We start from the raw sequence: 13,601 nt of genomic DNA on the forward strand, positions 1-13,601 counted from the left end.
AAGAGGACTGTCATGGTGTTCCACAGCGAGTACGCGGATGTCCCGGCCCTCGACGAACCCATCCACGAGGCGGTCCTCGGGCGGGCACAGGAGTACGGCGACACCCCGGCGCTGATCGACGCGCTGGACGGCACCACCGTCACCTACACCCAGCTCGACCTGTTCCATCGCAGGATCGCCGCCGGGCTCGCCGCGGCCGGGGTCGGCAAGGGTGATGTCCTCGCGCTGCACAGCCCGAACACCATCGCCTATCCCGCCGTCTTCTACGGGGCCACCCGCGCGGGAGCCACGGTCACCACCGTGCACCCGCTGTCCACCGCGGAGGAGTTCGCCAAACAGCTCAGGGACTCCTCCGCACGGTGGATCGTCACCGTCTCACCGCTGCTCGATGTGGCCAGGCGGGCCGCCGAACTGGTCGGCGGCATCGAGGAGATATTCGTCTGCGACCAGGCCCAGGGCCACCGTTCGATACTCGGCATGCTCGCATCGGACGCCGTCTGTCCCGACCCCGTGATCGACCCCGCGGACGACATCGCCGTGCTGCCCTACTCCTCGGGCACCACCGGTGTGCCGAAGGGGGTGATGCTCACCCACCGCTCCATCGCCACCAATCTGGCCCAGCTGCATCCGTTCGCGAAGATGGGTCCCGGCGAGCGGATTCTCGCCGTCCTCCCGTTCTTCCACATCTACGGCCTCACCGCGCTGATGAACGCCCCGCTGCGGTACGGCGCGACCGTGGTGGTGCTGCCCCGCTTCGACCTGCCGCAGTTCCTCGCCGCCATCGAGAAGCACCGCATCAACGGGCTCTATGTCGCCCCGCCGATCGTGCTCGCCCTCGCCAAGCATCCGGCGGTCGAGCAGTACGACCTGTCGTCGCTGACCTACATCGTCAGCGCGGCCGCGCCGCTGGACGCCGGCCTTGCGGCAGCCTGTTCGGCGCGTCTCGGACTGCCGCCGGTGCGCCAGGCCTACGGCATGACCGAGCTGTCCCCCGGTACGCATGTGGTCCCGCTCGACGCCGAGAACCCGCCCCCGGGAGCGGTCGGAAAGCTCTTCCCCGGCACCGAGATGCGCATCCTCTCCCTCGACGGTCCGGAAGGCGGCCCGGCGACCGACGCGGCCGTCGGCGAGGAGGGGGAGGTCGCCATCCGCGGTCCGCAGGTCATGAAGGGCTACCTCGGCCGCCCGGAAGCGACCGCCGCGATGATCGACGCCGACGGCTGGGTGCACACCGGGGACGTCGGCCGGGTGGACGAGGACGGCTGGCTGTTCATCGTCGACCGGGTCAAGGAACTCATCAAGTACAAGGGCTTCCAGGTGGCACCCGCCGAACTCGAGGCCCTGCTGCTCGCTCATCCGTCCATCGCGGACGCGGCGGTCATCGGCGTGTACGACGCCGACGGCAACGAGGTGCCGAAGGCGTTCGTCGTCCTCCAGCCGTCGGCGTACCTCACCGAGGAGGACGTGATGGCCTTCGTGGCGGAGCGGGTCGCCCCGTACAAGAAGGTCCGCAGGGCCGAATTCATCGGCGCGGTGCCGCGAGCGGCCTCCGGCAAGATCCTCAGGCGTGAACTGAGGGACCGCGAACAGCAGAGGGAGGGCGTGTGACGCTCGCACGGCAGGCAGTCCGCACGGAGCACGACCGGGGGATCACCACCCTGACACTGGACTCGCCGCAGAACCGCAACGCGCTGTCGGCGCACTTGGTGGACGAGCTCGGCGGGGCGCTCGCGGAGGTCGGTGAATCCGTACGGGCGGTGGTCCTCACCCACACCGGGAACACCTTCTGCGCGGGCGCGGACCTCAAGGGGCCGCCGGACCCCGCGGCGTTCGTCGCCCTGATGCGGGCCGTCGTCGCGCACCCGAAGCCGGTCGTCGCCCGGGTCACCGGTCACGTCAGGGCCGGCGGCCTCGGCCTGCTCGGGTGCTGCGACATCGCCGTGGCCGGCCCCGGCGCCAGCTTCGCCTTCACCGAGTCCCGGCTCGGCCTGGCCCCCGCCGTCATCTCGATACCGCTGCTCCCGCGGATGGACCCGCGGGCGGCCGCCCGCTACTACCTGACCGGCGAACGCTTCGACGCCGCCGAGGCGGCCCGTACCGGACTCATCACCGCGGCGGCCGACGACGTGGACGAGGGCCTCGCCCCTGTCGTCGAAGGACTGCGCCGTGCCTCCCCACAGGGCCTGGCCGCTTCGAAGGCCCTGGTCACCGCTACGGTGCTGGAGAACTTCGACCGCACAACGGAGGATCTGATCGCCCGCTCCGCGGCCCTCTTCGCCTCGGCGCAGGCCCGCGAGGGTGTTCAGGCCTTCCTCGAACGACGGGAACCCGCATGGGTGCTGTGACCAGGGGCGCGGACCGCGGCCCGAAACAGGACCGCAGCCGCGCCACCCGGCAGCGCCTGCTGGAGGCCGCGGTGTCCTGCCTCGCCGAACACGGCTGGGCGGGCTCCACGGTCTCCGCCGTCGCCGAACGCGCCGGAGTCTCGCGCGGCGCCGCGCAGCATCACTTCCCCACCCGCGAGGATCTCTTCACCGCGGCAGTGGAGTATGTCGCCGAGGAACGGTCGACGGCACTGCGCACCCTTGCCCCGCAGGACCGCGGCACGGTCGTCGCGGCTCTGGTCGACCTCTACACCGGCCCGCTCTTCCGTGCCGCCCTGCATCTGTGGGTCGCCGCGTCCAACGAGCCCCAGCTGCACGCCCGGGTCACCGAACTGGAGGCCCGGGTGGGCCGCGAGTCGCATCGCATCGCGGTGGAACTGCTGCGTGCGGACGAGTCGGTGCCCGGGGCGCGGGAGACGGTGCAGGGTGTGCTGGACATGGCGCGGGGGCTGGGTCTTGCCAACCTGCTGACCGACGACGGGGCGCGGCGCGAGCGGGTGGTGGCGCAGTGGGGGGTGCTGGTGGAGCAGGCGCTGGGCCAGGGCCTCCCCGGCGGACCGCCGGACCCGTGCGCCCCGGCACCGCGCACTGATCCGGCCTGATCCGAACGGAGGACCCCGGCCCGCCACGGCCGGGAGACGCCCCGCCCTGCCCCTGCCGTACCGGCCCCCACCGCCCCGGTTCCTCAGCCCCTGATGCCGTCGAACCCCTCGATCTCCCGGGGGTCACGCGATCCCGGGCCCACGTACCGCGCGGACGGCCGCACCAGCCGCCCAGTCCGCTTCTGCTCCAGGATGTGCGCCGACCAGCCCGCCGTCCGTGCGCAGGTGAACATCGACGTGAACATGTGGGCCGGCACCTCGGCGAAGTCGAGGACGATCGCCGCCCAGAACTCCACATTCGTCGCCAGGACCCGGTCCGGCCTGCGGGAGTGCAGCTCGTCCAGGGCCGCCTTCTCCAGCGCCTCCGCGACCTCGAAGCGCGGCGCACCGAGTTCTCTGGCCGTACGCCGCAGCACCCGCGCCCGGGGGTCCTCGGCGCGGTAGACACGGTGGCCGAAGCCCATCAGCCGCTCGCCCTTGTCCAGCGCCTGTTTCACGTACGCCGTCGCGTCGCCGGTGCGCTCGATCTCTTCGATCATGCCGAGCACCCGCGAAGGCGCTCCGCCGTGCAGCGGACCGGACATGGCGCCCACCGCCCCGGACAGCGCCGCGGCCACATCGGCGCCGGTCGAAGCGATGACCCGGGCGGTGAACGTGGACGCGTTCATCCCGTGTTCGGCGGCCGATGTCCAGTAGGCGTCGACCGCCTTGACGTGCTTGGGGTCGGGCTCGCCGCGCCAGCGGATCATGAAGCGCTCGACGATCGACTCGGCCTTGTCGATCTCGCTCTGCGGGACCATCGGGCTGCCCTGGCCGCGGGCCGACTGCGCCACGTACGAGAGCGCCATGACGGCGGCCCGGGCCAGGTTGTCCCGTGCGGTCTTCTCGTCGATGTCGAGCAGCGGCTTCAGTCCCCAGACGGGGGCGAGCATCGCCAGCGCCGACTGGACGTCGACCCGGATGTCACCCGAGTGGACCGGGATGGGAAACGGTTCCGCGGGCGGCAGACCGGGGTTGAACGCACCGTCGACCAGCAGCCCCCAGACGTTCCCGAAGGACACCTGGCCGACCAGATCTTCGATGTCGACACCGCGGTACCGGAGCGCACCGCCCTCCTTGTCCGGTTCTGCGATCTCCGTCTCGAATGCGACGACTCCTTCGAGTCCGGGTACAAAAGCGGAGGAAAGGTCGGACATCGGGCGGCTCCTCATCAAGCGTTCGGCGTGCTGGAAGTCTTCGAACGGGGGTGCGGTGGTGCGGTCATCCCGGTCATGCCCCGCGCAACGGGTGGTCACCCCATCGCTCCTCACGGAGATCGTCCGGGGACCACAGCGGCCTGGTCCGAGTCTGGCGGCTCGGGCGGGCGCGGGGAAGCGTGACATCCGGCACATGCCGCCTTTGCGGCAGGATGACACCGTGCCGAACCCTGATCTGGATCTTGCCGCGATGCGCGAGCAGTACCGCACCACCGACCTCGCGGAGTCGGAGCTCGCCTCCGGGCCGATGGAGCAGTTCACCCGCTGGTTCGGGGAGGCGGTGGCCGCCGGTCTGCACGAACCGAACGCCATGGTGGCCGCGACGGCCACCCCGGACGGCCGCCCCTCCTCCCGAACGGTCCTGCTGAAGCAGTACGACCGCCGGGGCTTCGTCTTCTTCACCAACTACGGCTCCCGCAAGGGCCGCGAACTCGCCGCGAACCCCGCGGTGTCACTGCTCTTCCCCTGGCATCAGATCGCCCGACAGGTCGTCGTCACGGGCAGGGCGTCCCGGATCGCCCGCGAGGAGACCGCGACCTACTTCCGCACCCGCCCGCACGGCTCGCAGCTCGGTGCCTGGGCCAGCGCACAGTCATCGGTGATCGACTCCCGTGACGAGCTGACCGCACGGTACGCGGAACTGGCGGCCCGCTACCCGGAGGGCAGCGAGGTTCCGGTACCGCCGGAGTGGGGCGGCTTCCGGGTGGTCCCGGAGACGGTGGAGTTCTGGCAGGGGCATCAGAACCGGCTGCACGACCGGCTGCGGTTCGTGAGCGAGGGGGAGGGGTGGCGGGTGGAGCGGCTCTGTCCCTGAGGTGTGCCGGTGGCGCCGCGCGGACGATGCGCCGGGTGCCGCTGCCGGCGGCGCCGGAACCGCCGGTGGACCGGGAGGCGGAAATTCCGGTCGGCCGCCGGGGACATGAAGCGTAAATTCCGGTCGGCCGCCGGGGACCGGGCCGCGGAAACCCCGGGATACGCAGAGACCCGCGGGCTCTGGTTCCTCCGGAGAGGAGCCGGCCGGACTTACCGGCGAGCCCGCGGGTCGGTGACTGCTTGGGAATTCGGCCGGCGGTCTGCCGGCACTGCACAGAGTGCGACGACGGGCCGTCAGCCCGCAGCCACCTCGCAAGTCCGAGAAGAAATCACTTCCGGAACACCTCCTTTCCAGCGTGGTTCCCACACTAGGCACGGTCCCGGCGGCTCTCAAGTGAATTATCGGGACGCAAAGATTTCACCGAACCCGGTGTGTGACGCATCACGTTCGCGTTGAATGATCCGTAGAGCGGTACACGCAGTACATGCAGTGGACACGTCCTGTTGGGGGTACCAGGTGAGTGCTTCCCGGATCGAGGCGACCAGCGCCCCGGCGCCCGATGAGCCGGAGCGCGGACCGGGGACCGGACCTGAGCCGGAGACCGGTGCCGAGTCCGGCGGCCCCGGCACGGATCTGCTCGCCGCACTGCTGGACGGGATGGACGCCGCGCTCTGTGCGTTCGACGCGGACGGTGTGATCACCCATTGGAACCGCGAGGCCGAGCGCATCCTCGGCTGGTCAGCCGACGAGGCCGTCGGACGGAAGGGTTTCGCCGGCTGGGCGGTGCGGACCGCCGACGCCGACGAGGTGCAGGTCCGGCTGATGACGGCGATGGGGGCCCCCGGGCGGCAGGTCCACGAGTTCGCGCTGCTGCGCAAGGACGGCGGACGGGTGCTGGTGCGGACCCAGTCCTCCGGGGTGCGCGGCTCCGACGGGACGCCCGCGGGGGTGTACTGCGCGTTCAGCGAGGTCCACGCGCAGATCGATCTGGAGCGGGCGATAGCGCTCAGCGAGGCCATGTTCGACGACGCGTCCTGGGGTGTGGTGCTGGTCGACGCCGATCTGCGGCCGACCGTGGTCAACGCCCACGCGGCGCGTGCGCTCAGTGCCGGTCGCACCACTCTGCTCGGGCGTCCGCTGGGCGATCTGATCGTGCAGGGCGTCGACGAGCTGGAGGGCACGCTGCAGCATGTGCTGGCCGAGGGGGCGCTGCCCGCGCCCGCAGAGCTGTGGGTGACGCTGCGCACCGCGGAGGGTGAGCGGCGGCGCTGCTGGCGCAGCGGCTTTCTGCGGCTCGCGTCGCCGCTCGCCGAGGAACCGGTGCCGCTCGGGGTCGGCTGGCTGTTCCGCGACATCACCGAGGCCAAACTGGCCGAGCAGGAGGCGAGCCGGCTGCGGTTCCGCGGCAACCAGCTGCACCGCGCGTCGCACGCGGCAGCCGAGTGCGAGGACCCGATGGAGGCGGCGACGGCGTATCTGGACTACGCGCTCGCGGGTTTCGCCGACCACGCGCTGATGGACATCGCGACCGGCGACTCCGGTGGGCGTCTCGTGCGGGCGGCGGCGACACCCTCGGGCGGAGCGCCGGGGCCGTGTCTTCCGGTCTCCGGGGCGTCCATGCCGGTGCGCTATCCGATGGGGCATCCGGCCCTCCAGGCGGTGGAACGCATCGGAGCGGTCCGTGCCAGTGCGCCGGCGGCAGCGGGGCCCGATGCCGCCGGGTGGGCGAAGGACCGGCAGTGGCCCGCGGACACCGTGCACGCTCTGTGCACGGTGCTGCGCAGCCGGGGGCGGACGCTCGGAGTGGTGACGTTCCTGCGGGGAGCGAGCCGCACCGCCTTCGAACGGCCGGACGCGGTGTACGCGGAGAGCGTCGGGATCCGGGTGGCGTCGGCGGTCGATCTGGCGCAGACGCTCAAGGGCGATACGCCCTGACGCGGGCGGTCGCCGGCCGGCCCGGGGCGCGCGCCACCCGGCGGACCCCGGGGCGTTCACCCGCGTGCCGCGGGCATTCCGGAGGTCCTCAGGCCGTCATGTGCAGTGCCACCAGCAGTCGCCAGATGTGGCCGGCCAGCTCGGCCGGGGTGCCGGGAACCCGGTCGTGCACCCAGTCGGCCAGCAGCGCGGTGAAGGCCGCGGCCACGGCGCAGGCGATACGTACGTCGGCCTCGCCGCCGTCGCGGCGAAGCCGGCGTTCGTGGAGGCTGCGCTCCATGAGTTCGGTGTGCAGCAGTTCGCCGAGCGGACCGCCACCGCCGGGCCGCAGCAGGCTGCGGTAGACCCCGGCCCGGCCGTACACCGACTCCAGCAGGCCGAGCAGCGCGGCGGGTGGTGATCCCGGCTCCGGCGGCAGGGTGTCCCAGGTGTGCAGGGCCTCCACCGCGTCGCGGGCCGGCGCGGCGCAGGCGTCCAGGGCGAGTGCGTGCAGGTCGTCGTAGTGCAGATAGAAGGTGGCCCGGCCGACACCAGCGCGGCGGACCACCTCGGATGCGCTGACCTGCTCCAGCGGCTGCTCCTCGCAGGCATCGAGCAGCGCCTCGCGGAGGCGGGCCCTGGTGCGGACGCCGCGGGGGTCCTTGCTCGGCGGCCTCGTTGAGCTCACCGGGTCACCCGGCCGGGAGCACGACGGCGAGCGCGACCGCCGCGGGCAGGGCCTGGACGGCCAGGATGCGCCGGTTCACGGTGGCGGCGCCGTACACCCCGGCCACGATCACACAGCTGAGGAAGAAGATGCGGGCCTGGAAGGCAACGGGGTCTCCGGCGAGCAGTGACCAGACGAGTCCGGCCGCGAGAAAGCCGTTGTAGAGGCCCTGATTCGCCGCGAGCGGGGCGCTCTCCCGGGAGAACTCCGGGGTGGTGGCGAAGACCTTCCGCCCCCGGTCGGTGTCCCAGAGGAACATCTCCAGCACCAGGAAATACACGTGCACCAGTGCGATCAGCGCCACCAGTAGCTGAGCTGCCGTATGCATGCCGATTCCCCTTCGCCGCCCGACTTCCTGGACAACTGTACGGGAAGTCGGCGGGGGTGGGGGGCAGGGGTCAGTGCCGGTAGAAGATCCGGTCGCGGTACTCCGTCATCACGCGGCCGTTCCACTCGTGACCGCCGTCGACGTTCCCGGACCGCAGCAGCGGCGGCTCGATGCCGCGGTCGGCCAGCTCACCGGCGGCGGCGGCCATCATGGCCTGCATCAGGGCGCTGGTGACGACGGTCGATGCCGGGGCGAAGGGGGCGTCGACCCCTTCGGCGCTGAGTTCCGCGTCGCCCACCGCGATACGGCTGTCGAGCACGATGTCGCAGTGGTCCTTCAGGTAGGTGCCCGACACATGACGGGACCTGGTCTCCTTGGTGTAGGCCACGGACGTCACGCCGATCACCTTGAGCCCAAGCGCGCGGGCGTTCATCGCCATCTCCACCGGGAGCGCGTTGCGCCCCGACAGCGAGATGATCACCAGCAGATCGCCCCGCCGGGCGGGACTGGAGTCGAGCACGGCACCGGCGAGACCCTCGACCCGCTCCAGGGCGGATCCGAGCGTGGCAGGCATGACATCGACGCCAAGCGTGCCCGGAACGGCGAGCAGGTTCATCAGGGCCAGACCGCCCGCACGGTAGACCACGTCCTGGGCGGCGAGCGAGGAGTGGCCGGCGCCGAAGGCGAAGAGCCTGCCGCCCGCCTCGACGGTGTCCGCAACGGCCCTTCCGGCTGCCGCGACGCCTTCCGACTCCTGGTCCCGCACCTGCCTCAGCAGACCGATCGCGGCGTCGAAGAAGTCCCCGGCAAGCCTGCTGCTCACGCTGCTCTCGCTGCTCATGCGGATCACCGTGCGGTCTGGACCAGTGCAGTGTCAATACCGCTTCACCGCAGGCGGCCCGGTTGTCGGCGGTATGCGTCAGAATTGAGCCAGGGGCACAAGCGGCAGCGGAACATAGGGGCACGTATGAGCGGGCTGATCGACACTACGGAGATGTACCTCCGCACCATCCTCGAGCTGGAGGAAGAGGGTGTGGTTCCCATGCGTGCCCGGATCGCGGAGCGGCTCGACCAGAGCGGCCCCACGGTCAGCCAGACCGTGGCACGGATGGAGCGCGACGGCCTGGTGGCCGTCGCCAGCGACCGGCACCTGGAGCTGACCGAAGAAGGGCGCAGGCTGGCGACGCGTGTCATGCGCAAGCACCGGCTGGCCGAGTGTCTGCTCGTCGATGTGATCGGTCTGGAGTGGGAGCAGGTGCACGCCGAGGCGTGCCGCTGGGAACACGTGATGAGTGAGGCGGTGGAGCGGCGGGTCCTCGAGCTGCTGAGGCACCCCACCGAGTCGCCGTACGGCAACCCGATCCCGGGGCTCGAGGAGCTTGGCGAGAAGGCCGAGGCGGATCCCTTCCTGAACGAGGGCATGGTGAGCCTGAGCGACCTGGACCCGGGTGCGGACGGCAAGAACGTGGTCGTGCGACGGATCGGCGAGCCCATTCAGACGGACGCTCAGCTGATGTACACGCTGCGGCGTGCCGGTGTTCAGCCCGGTTCGGTGGTGAGTGTGACGGAGTCGTCGGGCGGGGTGCTCGTGGGGAGCGGCGGAGAGGCCGCGGAGCTCAACTCCGACGTGGCCTCGCACGTGTTCGTCGCCAAGCAGTAGTCGGCGGTGGTCGGCGGCGGCCGGCAGTAGTCGGGCGGCAATCGGTCGATAACGGTCCCGAAGCCGCCGGTATGCGGTGACTGTGCAGACGACCGTGCAGCCGACCGTGCAATGGGGAGTAAAGGCCCCGGCAGTGCCCAAGCCGTGCAAGGGTGGCCCATATGACCTGACGGCGCCGGCCCGGTCCGCCCGTCCGGCTGGGGGAGGGAGCAGGCGAGTGGGCCTGTCGTACGCACGGTGCGCGATCCGGAACGCGGAGGGCCCCGGCGCCTTGGAGCGCCGGGGCCTGTCCTCCCCTGTGCCGACCCGGAGCCCCGAGCCCCCAAGGCCGGCTTGCCGGGCCCTCATCCCCGAGTGGCCCGTCCCCCCACAGGAAATCTCCCCCCGCCAGCAACCCTCAACCGTCGCCGGTTGTCACTCGAAGGTGGGGTGTTGAACGGCAGAGCCACGTTTTCGAATACGAGTTCGATAGCCTGATGTGACTCGACTCAGAGAACGGCCTGCCGGACGAGCGGGACCGACCACCCGGGGGAATGAAGGGGGTGCCAGAACTATGGTGCGGCGCATCGACGTGACCGGATCCGACGGCGTGAGCCTCGCCGCCTGGGAGTTCGCCGACCCGCCCAAGGAGCGCGGGGACGAGTCCGACCGCGCGCCAGGCGTCTTACTGCTCCATGGGCTGATGGGGCGCGCCTCGCACTGGGCGTCCACCGCTCGCTGGCTCTCCGAGCGCCACCGTGCGGTCGCCCTGGACCAGCGGGGCCACGGCCGGAGCGGCAAACCGGCCGACGGCCCGTACACCCGTGAGGCCTATGTGGCCGACGCCGAGGCTGCGGTGGTCCAGCTGGGTCTGGCTCCGGTCACCCTCATCGGGCACTCGATGGGTGCGCTCACCGCCTGGCAGCTCGCCGCGAAGCGCCCCGATCTGGTGCGAGCCGTGATCATCTGCGATATGCGCGCCTCCGCCCTGGGCATCGCCTCCCAGCGGGAGTGGGAGGACTGGTTCAAGTCCTGGCCCGTCCCCTTCGCGACACTCGCCGATGTGAGGAAGTGGTTCGGCGAGGACGACCCCTGGGTGGAGCGCCCGAATCCGGCCCGCGGCGAGTTCTACGCCGAGGTGATGGCCGAGCAGGCCGACGGCTGGCGCCCGGTCTTCTCCCGCCGGCAGATGCTGATGTCACGCGAGACCTGGGTCTTCGACGCGCACTGGGAAGAGCTCGCCCAGGTGCAGTGCCCTGCCCTGGTGGTCCGCGGACTCGACGGAGAGCTGGGCCGGGCGGAATCACAGGAGATGGTCCGGGTGCTCCCCCGGGGGGAGTACGCGGAGGTGGCGGACGCGGCCCACCTGGTCCACTACGACCAGCCCCAGGCCTGGCGTGCGGCGATCGAGCCCTTCCTGGACGCGGTGGTGGCGAGGTAGCGGTCCGGGAAGGCCGCGCAGCGGACCGCCGTCAGCCCTTGCTCACCGCGGTGAGGATCTCCGGCAGCCTGGCAGCCGCCTGCGGCGCCGCCACCCGAAGGCCCAGCCATGTCGCCAGCGCGCCGTACGCCGTGCCCAGCGGGAGCAGTGTCCAGAGCCATCCCTCTTCTCCCGTGACATGCAGCGTGATCAGCAGCGCGATCACCGGGGCGCAGAGCAGCGCGGCGGACACCATCCCACCGAAGATCGAGATCCAGGCGAGACCCGCCTGACCCGGCGCCACGTTCTTGTGGGCACTCTCCTGGGGGATGGAGTAGGGAAAGCGCGCCGAGGTCACCGCACCGGTCCCGAGCATCGCCCCGAGCAGCGCGAAGGCCAGGCCCATGGCCTCGGGGAGCGCGGTCCAGTTGTCCAGCAGGCCCGCGGTGACCACCGTGACAAGGCCGGTGTACGGCAGGGTGATCACCAGCAACGCCAGGGCGCGGGCCCGGAGTTCGGCGTAGGCGTCCCGCTCGGACGAGATGGTCTGCGCGACCGTCCAGAACGCCGAGGTGTCCTGGCCGAACTGGTTGTACATCTGGATGCCGAGCATCCCGGCCGCGAAGCACGAGAAGTAGACCGAGCCACTGCCCTGAAGGGAGTTGAAGAGCGGGACGATCAGCCCGATCGCCAGCGAGGTGATCCAGGCCGCCTTGGTCTTGGGGTCACGCCAGATGTAGCGCAGGGTCCGCAGCATCACCGTGCCGGTCCTGCCTCCGGGCAGGAACCGCGGGATACCGGACGCCGTCGCCCTGCGGCCGGGCACTGCCGCCGCGAGCGTCGAGCCGTCCGGTGACGTCATCAGCCGCACCAGGGTGCGCCGCCAGGCCCGGAGCAGCAGGGCCAGACAGCCACCGGCGATCAGCAGCTGGCCGGCCATCTGCCCGTACGAGCCCCGGCTCGCGGAGTCCACGGCGCCGATCGCCGAAGCGGGCGGCAGCCAGCGCAGTACGTCCCCGGCCGGGTCGAGTGCCGCGAGGCCGCCCGCCCTGCCGAGCCGCTGGGCACCGAAGTTGACGACCTGGATACCGACCGCGATCAGCAGCCCGCTCAGTACGGCGAGGTCGCGCCCCTTGCGCGAGGTGAGCAGCCGGACGTTGGCGGCGGCCACGGCCCTGGCCAGTGCCACACAGACCAGCACGGCGAGCGGGACGGCGACGACGGCCACCAGGACGGCGGCGGGGCCGGACGCCACGGCGATGGCCGAGCCGAGGACCAGACAGAGGGTGAACAGCGGTCCGGTGCCCACGAGCGAGGCGACCAGCAGCGCCCGCACCAGAGGCTCGGGCCGCAGAGGAAGCATCACCAGCCGTGACGGGTCCAGTGTTTCGTCGCCACTGGGGAAGAAGAGCGGCATCGCGGCCCAGCCCACCGCCAGGACGCTGAGCACGACGGCGGCCGGCGCCCCGGCGTGCGGGTTGCCGTGCAACAGGACCAGTCCGAGCAGCAGCAGCGCGGCGAAGATCAGTGCCAGGACCATCGAAACGATGTAGGCGGCCTTGCGGCCGGACGACTGGCGCAGACCGTTGCGGAGCAGGGAGAGCTTCAGACGGATGAGGACCGGGGTGAGTGAAGCGGCGGCCGGCGCGGTGGCCGCCCGGGCCGCCGGGCCCTGCTCGAGCGGGCCGGGCACGGTGGGGTCCGGGACGGCGGTCGTCATCGGGAACCGCCACCCAGCCAGTCGAGGCTGTCCCCGGTATCTATGCGGCCGGCGCCCACCAGCTCCAGGAACGCCTCCTGCAGGGACCGGGCGGAACCCCGGACGTCCGCCAGCGGGCCCTGGGCGCGGATACGGCCGGCCGCCATCACGGCCACCCAGTCGCACAGCGACTCGACCAGCTCCATCACATGGCTGGAGAAGACGACCGTCGCCCCGGAGCGGGTGTAGCGCTCCAGGACGCTGCGGATGGTCTGCGCGGACACCGGGTCGACGCCCTCGAACGGCTCGTCCAGGAAGAGCACTTCGGGATTGTGCAGCAGTGCGGCGGCCAGACCGATCTTCTTGCGCATACCCGTCGAGTAGTCGACGACGAGTTTGTGCTGGGAGGCCGCGAGATCCAGTACCTCGAGCAGCTGGGCCGCGCGCTTGTCCACCTCGCTGCCCGGCAGGCCCCGCAACCGGCCGCTGTAGGCGAGGAGTTCCTGGCCGGACAGCCGCTCGAAGAGCCGCAGTCCCTCGGGCAGCACCCCGATACGGGACTTGACGGCGACCGGGTCCCGCCAGACGTCGTGACCGGCCACCCGGACCGTGCCCCCGTCGGGCCGGAGCAGCCCCGTCACCATGGAGAGGGTGGTCGTCTTGCCCGCGCCGTTCGGCCCGACCAGACCGATGAACCGGCCTGCGGGCAGTTCGAGGTCGATCCCGGCGACCGCGGTCTGTTCCCCGAACCGCTTCCACAGTCCCTCTACATTTACGGCTGCCTGGTCCGGCATGGTGCGGCGCCCTTCGGAGTCCCT

13 protein-coding genes are annotated in these 13,601 nt (G+C 71.3%); 7 read left to right on the forward strand and 6 right to left on the reverse strand.

The annotated features are described in order from the left end of the window. Window positions 1–12: 12 nt before the first annotated feature. The 3 genes from OHS16_RS17735 to OHS16_RS17745 are packed head-to-tail and all read left to right on the forward strand — an operon-like array spanning window position 13 to window position 2,986. Window positions 13–1,608 carry a 4-coumarate--CoA ligase family protein gene (locus OHS16_RS17735; RefSeq protein ID WP_328538182.1) on the forward strand — a complete coding sequence of 532 codons (1,596 nt, stop codon included), beginning with the start codon at window positions 13–15 and terminating at the stop codon, window positions 1,606–1,608. Next, window positions 1,605–2,345, forward strand: coding sequence for an enoyl-CoA hydratase family protein (locus tag OHS16_RS17740; RefSeq protein ID WP_328538183.1), 741 nt, complete (start codon window positions 1,605–1,607; stop codon window positions 2,343–2,345). The genes OHS16_RS17735 and OHS16_RS17740 overlap by 4 nt, the downstream gene beginning before the upstream one ends. Further along, the gene (locus tag OHS16_RS17745) at window positions 2,333–2,986 is read left to right on the forward strand and encodes a TetR/AcrR family transcriptional regulator (protein WP_328538184.1); all 654 of its coding nucleotides are present in this window, start codon (window positions 2,333–2,335) and stop codon (window positions 2,984–2,986) included. Before OHS16_RS17740 ends, OHS16_RS17745 begins: the two co-directional genes overlap by 13 nt. Window positions 2,987–3,069: 83 nt before the next feature. On the opposite strand, the gene OHS16_RS17750 is transcribed toward OHS16_RS17745, so the two are convergent. After that, entirely contained in the window at window positions 3,070–4,182 is a 1,113-nt protein-coding gene (locus tag OHS16_RS17750) for a citrate synthase 2 (RefSeq protein WP_328538185.1), read from the reverse strand. 250 nt (window positions 4,183–4,432) lie between these two features. Here OHS16_RS17750 and pdxH point away from each other — a divergent pair, with 250 nt between their 5' ends. Continuing rightward, a complete protein-coding gene (pdxH, locus tag OHS16_RS17755) occupies window positions 4,433–5,056 on the forward strand; it encodes a pyridoxamine 5'-phosphate oxidase (RefSeq protein WP_443042776.1) in 624 nt (207 codons plus the stop codon). Between the two features lie 516 nt (window positions 5,057–5,572). Then, window positions 5,573–6,991 (forward strand): PAS domain-containing protein, encoded by a 1,419-nt coding sequence (locus tag OHS16_RS17760; protein WP_328538187.1) that lies wholly within the window; start codon window positions 5,573–5,575, stop codon window positions 6,989–6,991. An 88-nt stretch (window positions 6,992–7,079) separates the two neighbouring features. On the opposite strand, the gene OHS16_RS17765 is transcribed toward OHS16_RS17760, so the two are convergent. The 3 genes from OHS16_RS17765 to OHS16_RS17775 form a co-directional block, all read right to left on the reverse strand. Beyond that, the gene (locus OHS16_RS17765) at window positions 7,080–7,658 is read right to left on the reverse strand and encodes a TetR/AcrR family transcriptional regulator (protein ID WP_328538188.1); all 579 of its coding nucleotides are present in this window, start codon (window positions 7,656–7,658) and stop codon (window positions 7,080–7,082) included. 4 nt (window positions 7,659–7,662) lie between these two features. Beyond that, window positions 7,663–8,025, reverse strand: coding sequence for a DUF1304 domain-containing protein (locus OHS16_RS17770; protein WP_328538189.1), 363 nt, complete (start codon window positions 8,023–8,025; stop codon window positions 7,663–7,665). A 70-nt stretch (window positions 8,026–8,095) separates the two neighbouring features. Continuing rightward, on the reverse strand, window positions 8,096–8,866 hold the full coding sequence (locus OHS16_RS17775) for an SIS domain-containing protein (RefSeq protein ID WP_328538190.1): 771 nt from the start codon (window positions 8,864–8,866) through the stop codon (window positions 8,096–8,098). Window positions 8,867–8,992: 126 nt separating this feature from the next. Here OHS16_RS17775 and OHS16_RS17780 point away from each other — a divergent pair, with 126 nt between their 5' ends. Together OHS16_RS17780 and OHS16_RS17785 are read left to right on the forward strand one after the other, a co-directional pair. Beyond that, the gene (locus tag OHS16_RS17780; protein ID WP_328538191.1) at window positions 8,993–9,685 is read left to right on the forward strand and encodes a metal-dependent transcriptional regulator; all 693 of its coding nucleotides are present in this window, start codon (window positions 8,993–8,995) and stop codon (window positions 9,683–9,685) included. 553 nt (window positions 9,686–10,238) lie between these two features. After that, window positions 10,239–11,105 carry an alpha/beta fold hydrolase gene (locus OHS16_RS17785; RefSeq protein ID WP_328538192.1) on the forward strand — a complete coding sequence of 289 codons (867 nt, stop codon included), beginning with the start codon at window positions 10,239–10,241 and terminating at the stop codon, window positions 11,103–11,105. 31 nt (window positions 11,106–11,136) lie between these two features. On the opposite strand, the gene OHS16_RS17790 is transcribed toward OHS16_RS17785, so the two are convergent. Continuing rightward, window positions 11,137–12,804, reverse strand: coding sequence for a transporter (locus OHS16_RS17790; RefSeq protein ID WP_328538193.1), 1,668 nt, complete (start codon window positions 12,802–12,804; stop codon window positions 11,137–11,139). Continuing rightward, a complete protein-coding gene (locus tag OHS16_RS17795) occupies window positions 12,801–13,577 on the reverse strand; it encodes an ABC transporter ATP-binding protein (protein WP_328538194.1) in 777 nt (258 codons plus the stop codon). Before OHS16_RS17795 ends, OHS16_RS17790 begins: the two co-directional genes overlap by 4 nt. Window positions 13,578–13,601: the final 24 nt, after the last annotated feature.

This window comes from Streptomyces sp. NBC_00344, from assembly GCF_036088315.1.
Lineage (GTDB): Bacteria > Actinomycetota > Actinomycetes > Streptomycetales > Streptomycetaceae > Streptomyces.